We start from the raw sequence: 17,275 nt of genomic DNA, 5'->3' as shown, positions 1-17,275 counted from the left end.
CACGCGGGCGGGGGCGCCGTCGGGGGGGGCCGCGGGGCGCGGCCGCCCCGGCGTTGGTGCCCCCGGGCCCGCGCCCTGGGGGCCCGCGTGCGCCCGGGCCCCCCCCCACCGCGCCGTGCACGGCGCGCGCCAGGCGGGCGCCCCACAGCGAGCGCGGTCCTGCGAAGGCGTGGAGTTCGTCGTCGGCGCGCGGGGTGCGGGCGGCCACGCACACGGCGTCGGTGGGGGTGCCGGAGCAGTCGTAGCCCGCCTCAAGCAGCGCCTGCACCTTGGCCTCGGTCGCGGTGACGACGGCGTTGACCAGTGCGGCGTCCGAGAGGGCGGCCGGAATCGCGGCGACGACGTTGATCGTGCCGGGCGCGCTCGGGCCGGTCGTGCCCGCCGCCGGGGAAGCGGCCCATCCCCGCACCCGGACCCCGGCGGTGGCGACCGCGGTGGCGCCGCCGTCGCCCGCGCTGCCGTGAGCCGTGATGTCGGCGGCGGTCATCAGTCCCACTCCCGCGCCGTGCAGACCGGCCGCGTCGGCCAGGTCGGCGAGGTGGCGTTCGGGGTCGGTGCGCCGATAGCCGTGGGCGACCTGCGCGTTGAGGACCCAGCCGCGCTCTCCGATGCCGCCGCCGAGCACGGCGTTGCTGATCATCCGCCATCCCGGGCCTGCGGGCCACAGCAGCGCGGGCAGCCGCTGCCCGTCCTCGGTACGGATCAGCAGGCGCGGGTCCGGCAGACCGGCAGCCGTGGCGGGCGCGACGACGGAGGTCACGGGCTCGGGACTCCTTGCGGACGGGACGGGCCCGCTGATGCTACGCGCAGGGGCCCCGGGACGCCGGACCGGGTCCGGGTCTCCCGCCTCCCGCACGCCCGCGCCTGGGCGCGGCCCCCGCGGCCGCGGTCAGAACCTGGGCTGCGGGGCCCGGCTCTCGACCAGTTCCGCGGCCTCCTTCGGGGTCGCGACGGAGGGCGGGGAGCCCTCCAGCGGTCGGCGGGCCGTCTCCTTCATGCACGCCACCGAGACCACGCCGACCAGCGCCGCGGCCATGGAGTAGTACGCGGGCATCAGGTCGCTGCCCGTGACCGAGATCAGCGCGGTGATCACCAGCGGGGTCGTCCCGCCGAAGAGGGACGCGGAGAGGTTGTAGCCGACGGACAGCGAGCCGTAGCGCACCTGGGTGGGGAACAGGGCGGGCAGCGCCGCGGACATCGTCCCGAGCAGGCACACCAGCGACAGTCCCAGCATCAGCATCCCCGCGGACACCGCGACCAGGCTGCCCTGCTCGACCAGCAGGAAGGCCGGGAGGGAGAGCAGCAGGAAGCCGAGCATGCCGGCCATCAGCACCGGTTTCCGGCCGAGCCGGTCGGACAGCTTGCCGACCTGGTTGATCAGCAGCATCAGCACCACCATGGTGGCGATCAGGATCAGCAGGCCGTGCGTCTCGGAGTACCCCATCCGGTCCGAGAGGTAGGTCGGCATGTACGAGAGCAGCATGTAGTCGGTGATGTTGTAGGCGCCGACCAGGCAGACGCACAGGACGAGCGTCGGCCAGTGGTTCCGGAAGATCTTGGTCAGGTCTCCCCTGGCGGTCGACTCCACCGTGGAGGCCGCCTCGGACGCCCGGTGCGCGGAGTCGTCCTCCAGTTTCCGGAACGCGGGCGTCTCGTCCAGGCGCAGCCGCAGGTACAGGCCGATCAGCCCGATCGGGCCGGCGACGAGGAACGGCACGCGCCAGCCCCAGGAGTCCATGCCGCCGTTGCCGAGCAGCGCGGTCAGGAGCGTCACCAGGCCGGCCGCGCCGACATAGCCGGCCAGCGTGCCGAGTTCGAGGAAGCTGCCGAAGAAGCCTCGCCGCCGGTCGGGCGCGTACTCGGCGATGAACGTGGACGCGCCTCCGTACTCACCGCCGGTGGAGAAGCCCTGGACCAGCCGGAAGAGGATCAGCAGGGCCGGGGCCCAGAAGCCGATCGCGGCGTAGGAGGGGATCAGGCCGATCGCGAACGTGCCGATCGCCATCATGATCATGGTCAGGGCGAGGACCTGCTTGCGGCCGATCCTGTCCCCCAGCGGGCCGAAGACCATGCCGCCCAGGGGGCGCACCAGGAAGGACACCGCGAAGGTCGCGAACGACGACAGCAGCTGGACGGTGCCGTTCCCGGACGGGAAGAACACGTGTCCGATGGTGACCGCCAGGTAGCTGTAGATGCCGAAGTCGAACCACTCCATGGCGTTGCCGAGCGAGGCGGCCTTCACCGCGCGCCGCACGGCGGCCTCGTCGGTGACGGTGATGTCCGTGCGCCGCAGAGGTGGGTTACGGCGCCGTCTGACGGCCCTGAACAGGGTGCGGTGACGCTTGAGAGCCTCGGCATCGACGTCCGCCGCGGCGGCGCCGGCGTCGTTGTCCACCATCTGGGTCTCCTCTCTCCCGGGCGTCCTCTGGGCGCGCAGACGTCCATGGGACCGCTTGCTCGCTCAGGTCAGCAGCAAACGGTTCGCCCGGGAGAGAGCGACATTCCCCACCCGGGCACCGCGGTGCCCGGGTGGCCGGGATCAGTGCAGGCCGATGTGGACCGGACCTCCGGTGGAGGAGACGTTGTCGAGCAGGGCGGCGGGGACGCGGAAGACGCGGCCGGGGGCGGCGGGCCAGGCGAGGGTGCGGCGGGCGAGGGTCCGTCCGTCCTGGCGGACGGTCACCTTGGGGAAGCGGACGAACTCGTCGGTCCACAGCAGCAGGCGCCCCCGGGCGGGTGCGGGGTCGTTCGGCCGCAGGAGCTGCGGGGAGATCCAGCGGAAGGGGGCGTCGGCGATCAGGCGGACGCCCTCGGCCGGCCGGTCCTCGCCGTTCAGGTGGTGGACGACCTGCTGGGCGACGTGCCTGCCGTCGAGAGCGGCGACGTCGGCGGTGTCGACGGGGTGCAGCAGATTGCCGGCGGCGAAGACGCCGGGGCGGCTGGTGCGCAGCGCGGTGTCGGTGAGGGGGCCGAGGGTGCCTTCGTCGAGGGTGATGCCGGCGGCGCGGGCGAGTTCGTGGTCGGGGATCCAGTCGCCGGTGAAGACGACGGTGTCGCAGGCGACCGTGCGGCGCCGGCCGGTGTCGAGGTGCTCGATCTCCACGGCCTGGCAGCGCCCCTTGCCGATGACGCGGGTGACGCGGGTGCGGGTGGCGACGGGGACGCGCAGGACGGTGCGTCCGGCCGCGTTGAAGGCGGCGTAGGACTCCGCCTTCGGGTACTGGCTGACCATGAGGGCGGGGGTGCAGCCGGCCTCGCGCAGGGTGACGGCCGCGGACCAGCTGACGAGTTCGCCGCCGACGATGACGGCACGCTTGCCGACGGGCTGGTGGTGCAGGTGGACGAGGTTCTGCAACTGGCCGGTGGTGTAGACGCCGTGGGGGCGGTCGCCGGGGATGCGGCGTGCGGTGCGGGGCCGTTCGCGGGCGCCGGTGGCCAGTACGATGGCGCGCGGCCGGATCCGGTAGCGGCCGTCGGGGCTGGTGACGTCGACGGTGTGCTCGTCGGCCCAGCCGGTGACCATGGTGCGGGTGCGGATCTCCGCTCCGGCCCGGCCGGCCTGTCCTACGAGGTGGCGGGCGTAGGCGGGGCCGGACATCACACGGCGCAGGTCGCGCAGGCCGTAGCCGGTGTGGTCGCTGTGCCGGGGGATGCCGCCGGCGTCCTGCTCGCGGTCGACGACGAGGACGCGGCCGGCCCGGCGTCCGGCAAGTTCGGCCGCGGCGGTCAGGCCCGCGGGTCCGCCGCCGATGATGAGGACGTCGGGGGTGGTCAGGGACGGCTGGTGGGTCATCGGTTGTCCTTGTGCTGGCTGCGGCAGCCGTCGTGGGTGTGGTGCTTGTCGCGCAGGGCGGCGACGGCGGCGCCGCAGAAGAAGCCCTGGCAGCGGCCGTTCATCGCGCGGGTGCGGCGGCGCAGTCCCTCCAGGCTGCGGGCGGGTACCAGGGCGTGGCAGGCGTCGCGGATCTCGCCCTCGGTGACCCGTTCGCAGAAGCAGACGATGGTGCCGTAGGCGGGGTCGCGGGCGATGAGGTCGGCGTCCTGGTAGGGGCGCTCGGTGGCTTCGCCGATGTTGGGCATCCGCGGCGGCTCGGGCAGGTCGGCGCGCGGGCGCAGGGCCAGGCCGGCCTCCTCCAGCAGGGTGCGGGCGTGTTCGGCGATGGCGATGCCCGCGGTCAGGCCGGTGGATCGGATCCCGCCGACGAGGAGGTAGCGCTGCTCGGGACTGGCCTCGATGAGGTAGTCGGAGCGGTCGATGGCGGCACGCAGTCCGGCGTAGCTGGCGGTGACCTCTTCGGCCAGCAGGCGCGGCATGAGGCGTTCGCCCTTGGTGAGCAGGAAGTCGAAGCCGTTCTCGGAGGTGGCGGTGTCGGTGCGGTCGGTGAGGTCCTCGGCGGTCGGGCCGAGCATGACGTTGCCGTAGATGGTCGGGGAGATCAGTACGCCCTTGCCGCGGGAGGTGGGCACCGGGAGCACGATCTTGTTCACCATGGGGCGGGTGAGCTTGTCGAAGACGAAGAGTTCACCGCGGCGGGGGGTGACGGTGAAGCGGTCGTGGCCGAAGAGGCGGTCGATGTGGTCGGCGCCCAGACCGGCCGCGTTCACGACCCAGCGGGCCCGTACGTCACCGGCCGGGGTGTGCAGGGTGGTCACCTCGTCCTCGTCGTCGACGCCGGTCACGGCGTGTTGGAGCAGGATCGTGGTGCCGCGCCGGCGGGCGTCGGTGGCCAGGGCGAGGTTCGTGGTCCAGGTGCAGATGATGGACTCGTCCGGCACGGTCAGTCCGCCGAGCACGCCCTCGCCGAGGTCGGGGACCAGCCGGTACACGTCGTCGGCGCCGATGATCCGGCAGCGGTCGTAGCCGTTGGCCTCGGCCTTCTCCTTCAGGCTGGGCAGCGCCTGAAGCTCTTCGTCGTTCCAGGCCACCAGCACGGCGCCGGTGTGCTCGACGGGGATGCCGGTGGCCTTGGCGTAGTCGCTCAGCAGGTGGTAGCCGCGGGCCACCAGGCGGGATTCGAGCGTGCCGGGCTTGGCGTCGAAGCCGGTGTGCAGGATCGCGGTGTTCGCCTTGCTGGTGGCGTCGCCGACGTCGTCGCGGGCGTCGAGCAGCGCGACGCGGACGTCGTGGCCGGACAGTTCGCGGGCGATCGCCGCGCCGACGATGCCTCCGCCGATCACCGCGACGTCGAAGACGTCGTCGTGGGGACGGTGCGGGGTGGCGGTCATGAAGGGTCTCCCTCGGCGGCGCAGGCCGTCGCGGCCTGCGCCCATGCGGTACGGAACTCCTCGGCCCGGTCGGCGGACCAGCGGGGTTCGTAGACGGTGGTCGGCTGCCAGTCGCCGACGGCTTCTTCGAGCCCGAGCGCCGGATCGAGGGCGCAGCGGGCCAGTGCGGCCGCCCCCAGGGGGGTGGCGTGGGCGTGGGGGTAGATGTCGACCGGCATCTGCGCGATGTCGGCCTGGGCCTGCATGAGGACGGCGGAGTTGGTCAGTCCGCCGTCCGCGCGCAGTCGGGTCAGGGGCCGGCCGAGGTCCTTGGCGACCAGGGTGCCCAGCTCGGCGACCTGGGCGGCGATGCCCTGGAGCACGGCCATGACGAGGTGTTCGCGCCGGGTGGCCAGGGTCATGCCGGTGAGGGCGGCGGTGGCCTCCGGTGCCCACCAGGGGGCGGCGAGCCCGGCGAAGGCGGGCACGCACAGCACGCCCTCGGCGTCGGCCGCGGCCAGCGTGTCCAGGTCGGTCGCGGACTGGATGAGCCCGAGGTCCTGAAGCCAGCGCACCGCCGAGGCGACGGTGTAGACCTGGCCGTCCACGCAGTACGGCGTCCGTCCGGCCGCCCGCCAGGCCACCGAGGTGGTCAGGCCCGCGCTGGAGCGCACCGGGTTCAGGCCGGTGTTCGCCAGCAGGAACGCGCCGGTGCCGTACGTGCACTTCGCGGTGCCCGGTTCCAGGCAGCGCTCCGCGACCAGGGCCGCCTGCTGGTCGACGATCAGCCCGGCCACCGGTACCTCCGGGCCGAAGGCCCGGGTGGTGCCGACGACCTCGTCGCAGGCGGCGATGCGGGGCAGCCGCTCGTCGCCGAGACCGAACAGGTCCAGGAGTTCCCCGTCCCAGGCGGCGGTGTCCAGGTCGAGGACGAGGGAGCGGCTGGCGGTGGAGGCGTCGGTGACGAACTCCCCCGTGAGGTGGTGCACCAGCCAGGTGTCGGTGGTCGTCACCACCCCGTCGCGGGTGAGGTTGCGTCGCAGCCAGGCCATCTTGGGCGCGGAGAAGTACGGGTCGAGGACGAGGCCGGTGCGGCGGGCGATGCTCTCGGCGTGCTCGGACAGCTCGCCGCAGACGCTCTCCGCGCGCCGGTCCTGCCACACGAGCGCCTGGGTCAGGGGCGTTCCGGTGGCCGGGTCCCAGGCCAGGACCGTCTCGCCCTGGTTGGCCAGGGCCACGCAGGCGATCGGACGGCCGGCCGCGCTCACCGCGCGGCGGCCCGCCTTGAGGACGGAGTCGAGCAGTTCGTGCGGGTTCTGCTCGACCCCTCCGCCGTTCAGGTAGGTGGGGCGGACGGTCTCCTCCGCGATGGCGACGGTGCCTTCCTCGGGGTCGACGACGATGGCCTTCGTGCCCGAGGTGCCCTGGTCGATGGCGAGGATCGCGGTCATCGCGCGCCCCCTTCCGCGGCGGGCCCCGTGGACGTCGCGGCCGTCGCGGCCGTGGGGTCGACGGCGTCCAGGGCGCGGTCGACGTCGGCCATGTCCGGCATGGTCAGCCCGTCCCGCCCGCGCCGGAACAGCAGCCCGGCGAAGTAGGCGGCGCCGATCGCGAACAGTACGAGTACGTAGGTCCACGGGGCACGGAAGGAAGCATCCCGGAAGATCAGCAGTTCGTACACCAGCCAGACGCCCGCGACGACCAGCACCGGCACTTCCCAGCGGCCCAGCGAGAAGCCTTGGGACGGGGGCAGGGAACGGCGCTTGATGGCGTACATCGCGACGGTTCCGGCGTAGATGAGGGCGGGCAGCAGGGTTCCGGCGGAGAACAGCTGGAACAGGGCGTCGGTGGAGCGGGAGAAGACCGCCAGGATGATCTGCGCGATGAGCATCATGAACACCGAGGCGTTCACGGGTGTGGCGGTGCGCCGGTCGAGGCGCTTGAGGAGCCGCCAGCCGGGGAAGCGCTCGTCGCGGGACATGGCATAGACCAGGCGGGTGCCGCTGAGGGTGATCACCAGTCCGCAGGAGAAGATCGACACGACGACCAGGACCAGCAGGATCTTGCCGACGACGGAGCCGAGCACCGCGGTGATGACGGTGGCCACGGGAGTGGCCGACGCGCCGACGCCGTCGACCCGGCCGGCCGCCGCGGTGACCGCCACCAGGAACAGGAAGCCGAGCACGCCCAGGGAGAGCACGGCCTGGACCATGGCCTTGGGGATGACGCGGGCCGGGTTCTTGGTCTCCTCGGCCAGGTTGGCGGCCGACTCGAAGCCGACGATGGTGAACGCGCCGAGCAGGAACGCCAGGGCGAACGGTCCGGCCGTGGTGCCGCCGCCCAGGCCGTAGTAGCCGCTCTGGGGGACGGTCCCGGTGTCGAAGAGGTGCCCGAAGTCGAGTTTGCCGGTGAAGGCGCCCACCGCGAACAGCAGCACGGTCAGGGCGATCATGCCGACGAGCTGCACGGTCACGGCCACGCTGTTGACCCGGTGGGTGGTGCGTGTGGAGGCGGCCACGAGGATGGCCTGGAGCAGGACGACGCCGGCGGTGATCACCCAGGCGTTCTGCGTGGTGCCGACGTAGCGGAACAGCTCCGGAAGGATGGTGGAGGCGATCGTGTAGTCGACGGCGACCAGGACCACGCCCAGGAAGGCGAACGAGATCCATCCCATGATCCAGCCCCATACCGGGCCCACGATCCGTGACACCCACTGGTACGAGTAGCCGCTGATCGGGATGCGTGCGGCGAGGGCGCCGAAGACCAGGGCGATGGAGAGCTGGCCGATCACGGAGATCGGCCAGGCCCAGATGCCCCGCGGGCCGGAGGTCGCGAGCACCGAGCCGTAGGTGGTGAAGATGCCGGTGGCGATGGAGACGAACCCGAAGGCCACGGCGAACGAGGCGTACCAGCCGAGTTCCCGCGCCATCTGCGGCTTGGGCTCACCCTTGCCGGGGGCGCCTGTTCCTGATCTCTGGGGACCTGATTCTGCCTGTGCCATGACTCTTTTCCCTGCTTAAGAGTGCCCCGCCGTGGAGTGCGAGAGCCAGTGAACGTGAGCAACCGAACTCGGTCGGCTGAGCGGGCACGCCCCGCGCGGGGTCTGCCGGGGCCTGTCCGCTGGGGAGGCGGCGGGGCCCGCGATGGTGCCGCGGGACCCTGGCCGAAGCGGTCTCGGCAACCCACCCGGTGACCGTTTCTGTGGATTGTTGACCGCGCGTTACTGGAAGTGTGGACCCTTGCCCGTCTGCCGTCAAGGGTTGTTCACCGCGCTCGGTACCACGCGTCGGCAAGGCAGGAGTCGGCACAGGACCGAGGAAGCCGGGTCCGACCCGGCGTCGGCCGACCGTAGAATGCAGTCACAGATCCACAGAAACGGTCACTCGCTCAAGGAGGTGGGACGTGCTCGCCGCCGAGCGCCACCGCAGAATCGTCGCCGAGATCGCCCGGCTGAAGTTCGTCACCACCGACGACCTGACCACGCTGCTCGGCGTCTCCCACGAAACGGTCCGCAGGGACCTCGCCCTGCTCGAACGGCGCGGCGAGCTGTCCCGGGTGCACGGCGGCGCCACCAGCGCCCAGGCACCGGTCGGGGAGGAAGCGCCCTTCAGCGAACGCAGCGGCAGCCTCGCCGCGGAGAAGGAGACCATCGGCCGGGCGGCGGCGGCGCTCATCGAGCCGAACCAGACCGTGGTCATCGACGTGGGCACCACGGCCCTGGAGGTGGCGCGCGCCCTGCCCGCCGACCACGCCGGGGTCATCGCCACCCCATCCCTGCTCGTGGCCGCCGAGGTCAGCACACGCCCCCGGGTGGTGGTCCTGGTCAGCGGCGGACGGCTCAGGGCGGGCGATCTCGCCTGCTCCAACGCCCAGGCGGTGGAGTTCTTCGGCAATCTGCGCGCGGACGCCGTCTTCCTCGGTTCCGGCGGGGTGGCCCCCTACGGCCTCACCGACTTCCACCTCGACGAGGTCGCCACCAAGCGGGCCATGCTCGCCAACGCGTCCCACCGCTATGTGCTGGCCGACTCGAGCAAGTTCGGCCGTACCGCCGCCCACCGCGTGTGCGAGCTGGACGGCTTCGACACCCTCATCACCGACCGGCCCTGCCCGGCCGACCTGCGCACCGCCCTCACCCGGGCCGGCGCCACGGTCGTCGTGGGCTGATCCGCCCGGAGCCCTGTCCGCCCGCGGCGCGGGGGACGGCGAGCCCGGGCCGCCGCCACGGGCGCCAGGGGTGGGGCGCCCGGAGCGGAAGACGGGACCGGACCAGGGCCTGTTGCGCAACAGGCCCTACTTGCAGAGCTCCAGGCCGCGGTTGATGACCGCGTCGAGGGAGATGTTCTTGCCCGGGTTGTTGGGGTCGCCGGCCCAGATGGGGTCGGGCCCCGGGTGCTTCTGCCGGGCGCGGCCGTTGAGACCGTAGGTACCTTCGGCGGTGATGAAGGTGACGGCCTGGTCGGCGCAGGCGAGGTTGCCGGAGGCGACGGTGAACGGCCAGGGGGTGATGGTCCGTTCGGTGATGTAGCCCGCCGAGTCGCCGTCGCCCTGGGTGGTGGCGGGCTGGGCGTTGTCGGTGGATTCGCGATGGGCGGCGCCGTTGCCGCCGGTGCAGCCGGCCAGGGCGAGACAACCGAAGGCCGCGGCCGCAACTGCGGTGACACGGATGCGCATGATCCCCCTTGGACAGGTGATGAGGCTGAAAACAACATCATCCGGCCGGTGAACAACAACGGTAGATGCCATGTCGGCTCTGTGATGGGATCGTGACGGTCAGTTGGGGCGGCAGCGTACGGGCCGGGCCGGCAGGCCGACCTGACGACGGAGGGCGGCACAGGACGAACAGAGGGCGGCACAGGACAATGGGCGGCTCAGGGCGCGCGATGACTCATCTTTTGCGGTGCCGCACGGAGCCATACAGAACAAAAATGTGCGATTTGGTGCGATGCCGGGGCATCACCGACGATGGGGTCCGTCCCGGCGACCCCGGGCACCGGCTCGAAGAGAGGCGCACCACCCCATGCACGTCACCGGAACCGTCCCGTCGGCTCCGGCACCGCGGGAGACCCCCGCGGCCCCCGCACCCGCCGAGGACCCCACCGGAAGCTCCGGCAGACACGCCCGGCGCTTCGGACTGCCCGTCGCCACCGCCCTGGTCATGGGCAACATCATCGGCGGCGGGATCTTCCTGCTCCCGGCCTCCGTCGCCCCGTACGGCACGGTCAGCCTGGTCGCCTTCGGTGTCCTGACCCTCGGCGCCATCGCCCTCGCGCTGGTCTTCGGCCGCCTCGCGGAGCGGAACCCGCGCACCGGCGGACCCTACGTCTACGCCCGGGAGGCCTTCGGCGACTTCGCCGGCTTCCTCGCCGCGTGGGCGTACTGGATCACCACCTGGGTGTCGAACGCGGCGCTCGCCGTCGCCGCCGTCGGCTACCTCGACGTGCTGATCCCGGTGGGCGGCCACCGCTGGACGGCGTGTCTGGCCGCGCTCGCCCTCCAGTGGCTGCCCGCACTCGCCAACTTCGCGGGCACCCGGTACGTGGGCGCCGTGCAGTTCGTCGCCACCGTGCTGAAGTTCGTGCCGCTGCTGCTCGTCGCCGTCGGCGGGCTGTTCTTCTTCGACCCGCGCAACCTCGGCCCGTTCCACGCGGGCGGCGGCAGCACGATCGGCGCGGTGTCCGCCGCCGCCGCGATCCTGCTCTTCTCCTACCTCGGCGTGGAGTCCGCCGCGGTCAGCGCGGGCGAGGTCAAGGACGCCCGGCGCAACGTGGGACGGGCCACCGTCATCGGCACCGCGGGCGCGGCGCTCGTCTATCTGCTGGGCACGCTCTCGGTGTTCGGCACGGTGGCGCACGATCGCCTGGTGAAGTCCACCGCGCCCTTCTCGGACGCCGTGAACGCCATGTTCGGCGGTTCCTGGGGCGGATGGGCGGTCGCGCTCGCCGCGCTGGTGTCGATGACCGGCTGCCTCAACGGCTGGACCCTGCTGAGCGCGCAGACCCCCTACGCCGCGGCCCGGGACGGCCTGTTCCCCGCCGCGTTCGCGCGCCGCAGGCGCGGCGTCCCGACCGTCGGCGTCGCCGTCACCGTCGTGCTCGCCTCGCTGCTCACCGTCTACAACTACACGGCGGGTTCGGCGAAGGTCTTCGAGGTCCTGGTCCTCGTCACCACGTTCACCGCGACCGTGCCGTACCTGCTGGCCACCGCCGCGCAGATCTTCCACCTCGTCTCGGGACGGCGCGAACAGGTCGACCGGGCACGGCTGGTGCGCGACGCCGTGGTGGCGGGCGGCGCGGCCGCCTTCTCGCTGTGGCTCGTCGCGGGCGCCGGCTACGCGGCGGTCTACCAGGGCGTGCTGTTCCTGTTCGCGGGCGTCCTCGTCTACGCGGTGATGGCAGCCCGCCGAAGCAGGGCTGCAGAGGACCCCTCACATATGCTCTGACCTGCGGTTTCCCTCCGACCTGCGGAACTTCCACGCTTCAATGGTCACCGCGAACGCGTAGGGGACTGGACGGCGTAGCTGTCGACGAGGGAGAAGGCGGCCACGTAGCGGTGCGCGGTGTAGGCGGAGCGACTCACCGTGTCGGTCAGCAGCGGGTGCCAGGCGAGGTAGACGGTCCCGTCGACCCCGGACTTCTCCGGTGTGCCGCTTATTTGGATGTCGCCGGTGTCCGCGCTGGGCGTGCACGGAAGCTCCGCCACCGCCACTCGCAGCCGGACGCCGAGCCCGCCGTGCGGAATACCGTGTTTCTGCGTGGCCGGGTTGTACGTCGTGGACAGGCAGATCGGCTGCGAACCCGGGGGTTCGGTGCTTCCCCGCTGCGACGCGGCCGGGGACGGGTCACCGCCGGCCTGACTCATCCAGGTCGCAGTCCCGGTCAGCGTGTTCGGGGACGAACCCGAGCCCACCCACGCCTGTTCGGCCAGCACCCCGTCGAGTTGGTGGAGGTGCGTGCGGATGTCCCCGTCGAACGCGAGGTAGAGGACGCTGCTGCGGACGCAGTTGATCGGTGCCCAGTCCGCTGGGCCGATGAACGGGTGCTGGTCCTCCGTCTGACAGGAGTCCGCCACCGACGTGCCGAGCGGAACGGCCCAGGGCAGCGCCGACGTCAGGCTCGTCAGGCGCGCGGAACTCGTCCGTGCCGCGGCCGCGTCGGCGGCCCGGGTGGCGGCGGAGTGCGCGAAGGCGCCGACGTTGGGCGGCGTACGGTCCAAGAGCTGCCACAGCACGCAGAGCACCAGCGCGCACACCACGCCGACCGCGACCAGCACGGTGATTACGCATCCGCGTCCCAACGCCCCCGCCCGACCGCGTCCCCCCGTTGGATGATCCATGTCTGCATGGTCGCGGGCCGACACCGGATCTGGGACAACGGACCGGTCTCCTTACGGTCTCGCCAACCGGAACGGTGACGTGGACGGTGACCGATCGCCACCACGGCGTTGCAGTCCGGCTGGGACCCCTGCTGAGCGCGCAGCCCCCTACGCCGCGGCCCGGCTCAGGGAGCCGCGTGGGCCGGGTGGCCCGGGCGGTCGCCGGGGTGGCGGCGGTGCCGGAACCCGAAGACCGTGCAGGAGACGACGATCCAGCCCGCCAGGACCAGGAACGGGAAGGCGTGCTGGTGGCCCGGGAAGTACACGGCGGTGTGCTGGGCGTTCACCGAGGCCCCGGGCGGCAGCCAGCGGCCGACGACGCCGAGCAGGGAGGGCAGCAGCGGCCAGGAGACCGCGCCGCCCGAGGACGGGTTGCCGAGCATCACCAGCAGAACCCAGGTCGGCAGCATGGCCCAGCGGCCGAACAGGGTGTTGAACATCGTGAAGACCATGCCGGTCGTGAACATCGTCAGCGTCAGGATCAACCAGGACTCGACGAACGGCAGACGCAGCGCACCGAGCAGCCAGTCCACCACCGCGGCGATCACGAATCCGCCGAGCAGGGCGTAGACGACGGTGAAGGCGATCCGCGCCAACGGGTTCAGCGCGGCCGCGTGCACGCTCAGCTGGATGGCGCCGATGAAGCCGATGACGACGGCCGCGAGCGAGACGTAGAAGATCGCCAGCCCGCGCGGGTCGCCCTGCTGCAGCGGCTTGAGGTCGTGGACCACGACCGGTACACCGGCGGCCTTCCCGGTCGTCATCGCCGCCTGAGTCAGCACCTGGGCGACGGTCTCGCCCGACGCGCCGGACACGTCCACGGTGATGGTGCGGCCGGGCGCGGGAACGTCGAGCACGGCGAACACCCTCTGGTCGTCCACCGCCTGCTCCGCCGCGCTCCGGCTGCCGAACGCGTGCAGGCGCAGGGAAGCGGCCAGGGCCTTCTCCATGCCCGCGACGAAGCGGACGCCCTGCGGCTGGTCGTAGGCGCCGACGACCGCGACGGGGACGGTGTGCGGGGTGGGGTTCGCCATGGCGTACGTGTAGGACCCCGCGAACAGTCCGGCCGCGGCGGCGAGGATCAGTGTGAGCACGGTCGCGGGCAGGAAGGGCGACGCCCGGAAGGCGGCCCAGCGCTCGGCGAGGGTGGGCGGTCGGCCATGAACACCATGCGGCAAGTCGGGCATGTCGCCCACGCTAGATGATCACGCGACCGCGCCACCCTCCGACGGAACGCGGCAGACGACTGCGGCACGTCACAACGCCGACGGACGCTCGTACGGCGGCGCCGGCGGCTCAGCCGATCTCGACGAGCAGGTCCCCGCCCTCCACCTGCTGGATGCGGTTGATGGCCGGCCTGGTCACCCGGCCGGCCCTGGGGGCGGTGATGGCGGCCTCCATCTTCATCGCCTCGATGGTGGCCACGGTCGCGCCGGCCGCCACCTCGTCGCCCTCGGCGACCGCGAGGGTCACCACCCCGGCGAACGGTGCCGCCACATGGCCGGGGTTGGCCCGGTCGGCCTTCTCGGTCACGGGGATGTCGGAGGCCGCCGCGGCGTCGCGCACCTGGATCGGGCGGAGCTGGCCGTTCAGCGTGGACATCACGGTGCGCATCCCGCGTTCGTCCGCCTCGCCGATGGCCTGGAGCTCGATGAGGAGCCGCACGCCGGGTTCGAGGTCGACGGCGTACTCGTAGGCGGGGCGCAGCCCGTAGAAGAAGTCCTTGCTGTCCAGCACGCTGGTGTCGCCGTAGGCCTGGCGGTGGGCCTCGAAGTCCCGCGTCGGACCGGGGAACAGCAGCCGGTTGAGCGTGGCGCGGCGGGACTTCTCCAGGCCGGTACGGTCCTCGGCGCTCAGCTCGGTGACGGGCTTGGCCTCCGCGCGGCCCCGCAGCGCCTTGGTGCGGAACGGCTCAGGCCAGCCACCGGGCGGCGTGCCCAGCTCACCGCGCAGGAAGCCGATCACGGAGTCGGGGATGTCGAACCGGTCCGGCGCCGCCTCGAACTCCTCCGGGCCCACACCGGCGCCGACCAGGTGCAGGGCGAGGTCGCCGACCACCTTGGACGAGGGGGTGACCTTGACCAGGCGGCCCAGGATGCGGTCCGCGGCGGCGTACATCGCCTCGATGTCCTCGAAACGGTCGCCGAGGCCCAGCGCGACCGCCTGGGTGCGCAGGTTGGACAGCTGACCGCCGGGGATCTCGTGGCGGTAGACGCGCCCGGTCGGCGAGGCCAGTCCCGCCTCGAACGGGGCGTAGACCTTGCGGACGCTCTCCCAATACGGCTCCAGGTCGCCGACCGCCCTCAGGTCGAGGCCGGTGGGCCGGTCGGAGTGGTCGGTGGCGGCGACGATCGCCGACAGCGACGGCTGGGAGGTGGTGCCGGCCATGGAGGCGACCGCGCCGTCCACGGCGTCGGCGCCGGCCTGGACGGCGGCGAGGTAGGTGGCGAGCTGACCGCCGGCGGTGTCGTGGGTGTGCAGGTGGACCGGCAGGTCGAACTCGCGCCGCAGCGCCGAGACGAGCCGGGCCGCGGCGGGCGCGCGCAGCAGCCCCGCCATGTCCTTCACGGCCAGGACGTGCGCTCCGGCGGCCACGATCTGCTCGGCCAGGCGCAGGTAGTAGTCCAGGGTGTACAGGCGCTCGGCGGGGTCGGACAGGTCCCCCGTGTAGCACAGGGCGACCTCGGCGACCGCCGTCCCGGTCTCGCGTACGGCGTCGATGGCCGGGCGCATCTGGCCCACGTCGTTCAGGGCGTCGAAGATGCGGAAGATGTCGATGCCGGTGGCGGCGGCCTCCTGGACGAAGGCGTCGGTCACCTCGGTCGGGTAGGGGGTGTACCCCACGGTGTTGCGGCCGCGCAGCAGCATCTGGAGGCAGAGGTTGGGCACCGCCTCGCGCAGGGCGGCCAGGCGCTCCCAGGGGTCCTCTGCGAGGAAGCGCAGGGCGACGTCGTAGGTGGCGCCGCCCCAGCACTCCAGGGACAGCAGCTGGGGCAGGGTCCGTGCCACGACCGGGGCGGCGGCGAGGAGGTCCTTGGTGCGCACCCGGGTGGCGAGCAGCGACTGGTGCGCGTCGCGGAAGGTGGTGTCGGTGACGCCGATGGTCGGCGACTCGCGCAGCCGGCGGGCGAAGCCCTCGGGGCCGAGTTCGACGAGCCTCTGCCGCGAGCCGGGGGGCGTCTCGCCCGCGGGCAGCGGCGGCAGCTTGGTGACCGGGTCGATCAGCTCGGGCCGTTCCCCGTGGGGCTTGTTCACGGTGACGTCGGCGAGGTACGTGAGCAGTTTGGTGCCGCGGTCGGCGGAGGAGCGCGCGGTCAGCAGGTGGGGGCGCTGTTCGATGAACGACGTGGTGACCCGCCCGGCCTGGAAGTCGGGGTCGTCCAGTACGGCCTGGAGGAACGGGATGTTGGTGGCGACCCCGCGGATGCGGAACTCGGCCACGGCGCGCCGGGCCCGGCCGATCGCGGCCTTGAAGTCCCTTCCGCGGCAGGTGAGTTTGACGAGCATCGAGTCGAAGTGCGCGCTGATCTCGGTACCCGCGTGGGTGGTTCCGCCGTCCAGGCGGATGCCGGAGCCGCCCGGGGAGCGGTAGGCGCTGATGCGTCCGGTGTCCGGGCGGAAGCCGTTGGCCGGGTCCTCGGTGGTGATGCGGCACTGCAGGGCGGCGCCGCGCAGGGTGACGGTGTCCTGGGAGAGCCCGAGGTCCGCCAGGGACTCGCCGGCGGCGATGCGGAGCTGGGCCTGGACCAGGTCGACGTCGGTGACCTCCTCGGTCACCGTGTGCTCGACCTGGATGCGCGGGTTCATCTCGATGAAGACGTGGTTGCCGTCGTGGTCGAGCAGGAACTCCACGGTGCCCGCGTTGCGGTAGCCGATCTCCCGGGCGAAGCGCACCGCGTCGGCGCAGATCCGCTCCCGCAGGGCGGGGTCGAGGTTCGGCGCGGGGGCGAGCTCGATCACCTTCTGGTGGCGGCGCTGGAGCGAGCAGTCGCGCTCGAAGAGGTGGATGACGTCGCCCTGGCCGTCGGCGAGGATCTGCACCTCGATGTGGCGCGGGTCGACGACGGCCTTCTCCAGGAACACGGTGGGGTCGCCGAACGCGGACGCCGCCTCCCGGGACGCCGCCTCGATGGACTCACGCAGCGCGGCGGGGTCCTCCACCCGGCGCATGCCGCGCCCTCCGCCGCCCGCGACCGCCTTGACGAACACGGGGAAGCCGATGTCCTCGGCGGCGCGGACCAGTTCGTCGACGTCGGTGGAGGGCGCGCAGGAGCCGAGCACCGGCACGCCGGCCGCGCGGGCGGCCGCCACGGCGCGGGCCTTGTTCCCCGTCAGCTCCAGCGTGGCGGCGTCCGGCCCGACGAAGGTGATGCCCGACTCCTCGCAGGCGCGGGCGAGTTCGGGGTTCTCGGACAGGAACCCGTAGCCGGGGTAGACGGCGTCCGCGCCCGCCCGGCGTGCCGCGCGGACGATCTCCTCGACGGAGAGGTAGGCGCGGACCGGGTGCCCCGGCTGGCCGATCTGGTAGGCCTCGTCGGCTTTCAGCCGGTGCAGCGAGTTGCGGTCCTCGTGCGGGAAGACGGCGACGGTTCGCGCGCCCAGTTCGTAGCCGGCGCGGAACGCGCGGATCGCGATCTCGCCGCGGTTGGCGACCAGCACCTTGCGGAACATGCTTCATCCCTTCGGCCTGCCGGTGAAA

Annotated in this window: 12 protein-coding genes; 2 read left to right on the top strand and 10 right to left on the bottom strand. The window is 72.5% G+C overall.

From position 1 onward, the window contains the following. The 6 genes from ACIHCX_RS32290 to ACIHCX_RS32265 all read right to left on the bottom strand — a co-directional run. Positions 1 to 760 (bottom strand): adenosylcobinamide amidohydrolase (locus ACIHCX_RS32290; protein WP_400035817.1); only part of this gene is annotated, 760 nt, incomplete at its 3' end. 129 nt (positions 761 to 889) lie between these two features. Next, the gene (gene proP, locus ACIHCX_RS32285; protein WP_400035815.1) at positions 890 to 2,398 is read right to left on the bottom strand and encodes a glycine betaine/L-proline transporter ProP; all 1,509 of its coding nucleotides are present in this window, start codon (positions 2,396 to 2,398) and stop codon (positions 890 to 892) included. Between the two features lie 141 nt (positions 2,399 to 2,539). Continuing rightward, entirely contained in the window at positions 2,540 to 3,793 is a 1,254-nt protein-coding gene (locus ACIHCX_RS32280) for an NAD(P)/FAD-dependent oxidoreductase (RefSeq protein ID WP_400035813.1), read from the bottom strand. Beyond that, positions 3,790 to 5,226 carry an NAD(P)/FAD-dependent oxidoreductase gene (locus ACIHCX_RS32275; RefSeq protein WP_400035811.1) on the bottom strand — a complete coding sequence of 479 codons (1,437 nt, stop codon included), beginning with the start codon at positions 5,224 to 5,226 and terminating at the stop codon, positions 3,790 to 3,792. Before ACIHCX_RS32275 ends, ACIHCX_RS32280 begins: the two co-directional genes overlap by 4 nt. Further along, complete coding sequence (locus ACIHCX_RS32270) at positions 5,223 to 6,656, bottom strand: FGGY family carbohydrate kinase (RefSeq protein WP_400035809.1); 1,434 nt, start codon at positions 6,654 to 6,656, stop codon at positions 5,223 to 5,225. Before ACIHCX_RS32270 ends, ACIHCX_RS32275 begins: the two co-directional genes overlap by 4 nt. After that, positions 6,653 to 8,206, bottom strand: coding sequence for an APC family permease (locus ACIHCX_RS32265; RefSeq protein WP_400035807.1), 1,554 nt, complete (start codon positions 8,204 to 8,206; stop codon positions 6,653 to 6,655). The genes ACIHCX_RS32270 and ACIHCX_RS32265 overlap by 4 nt, the downstream gene beginning before the upstream one ends. A gap of 401 nt (positions 8,207 to 8,607) precedes the next feature. On the opposite strand from ACIHCX_RS32265, the gene ACIHCX_RS32260 reads away from it, so the two are divergent. Continuing rightward, on the top strand, positions 8,608 to 9,369 hold the full coding sequence (locus ACIHCX_RS32260; protein WP_400035805.1) for a DeoR/GlpR family DNA-binding transcription regulator: 762 nt from the start codon (positions 8,608 to 8,610) through the stop codon (positions 9,367 to 9,369). Positions 9,370 to 9,495: 126 nt separating this feature from the next. Here ACIHCX_RS32260 and ACIHCX_RS32255 read toward each other — a convergent pair whose 3' ends face one another. Continuing rightward, entirely contained in the window at positions 9,496 to 9,876 is a 381-nt protein-coding gene (locus tag ACIHCX_RS32255; RefSeq protein ID WP_400035802.1) for a DUF2511 domain-containing protein, read from the bottom strand. A 346-nt stretch (positions 9,877 to 10,222) separates the two neighbouring features. Between ACIHCX_RS32255 and ACIHCX_RS32250 the strand changes: the two genes are divergently transcribed. Next, entirely contained in the window at positions 10,223 to 11,644 is a 1,422-nt protein-coding gene (locus ACIHCX_RS32250; protein ID WP_400035800.1) for an amino acid permease, read from the top strand. A 44-nt stretch (positions 11,645 to 11,688) separates the two neighbouring features. On the opposite strand, the gene ACIHCX_RS32245 is transcribed toward ACIHCX_RS32250, so the two are convergent. From ACIHCX_RS32245 to ACIHCX_RS32235, 3 genes are all read right to left on the bottom strand, one after another. After that, on the bottom strand, positions 11,689 to 12,474 hold the full coding sequence (locus ACIHCX_RS32245; protein WP_400035798.1) for a hypothetical protein: 786 nt from the start codon (positions 12,472 to 12,474) through the stop codon (positions 11,689 to 11,691). Positions 12,475 to 12,701: 227 nt separating this feature from the next. After that, the gene (locus tag ACIHCX_RS32240) at positions 12,702 to 13,763 is read right to left on the bottom strand and encodes an ABC transporter permease (RefSeq protein WP_400035796.1); all 1,062 of its coding nucleotides are present in this window, start codon (positions 13,761 to 13,763) and stop codon (positions 12,702 to 12,704) included. Between the two features lie 109 nt (positions 13,764 to 13,872). Further along, positions 13,873 to 17,247 (bottom strand): pyruvate carboxylase, encoded by a 3,375-nt coding sequence (locus tag ACIHCX_RS32235; protein ID WP_400035794.1) that lies wholly within the window; start codon positions 17,245 to 17,247, stop codon positions 13,873 to 13,875. Positions 17,248 to 17,275 lie beyond the last annotated feature (28 nt).

It is taken from the genome of Streptomyces sp. NPDC052043 (assembly GCF_044548235.1).
GTDB lineage: Bacteria > Actinomycetota > Actinomycetes > Streptomycetales > Streptomycetaceae > Streptomyces.
This window is presented reverse-complemented; position numbering and strand designations above follow the sequence as displayed.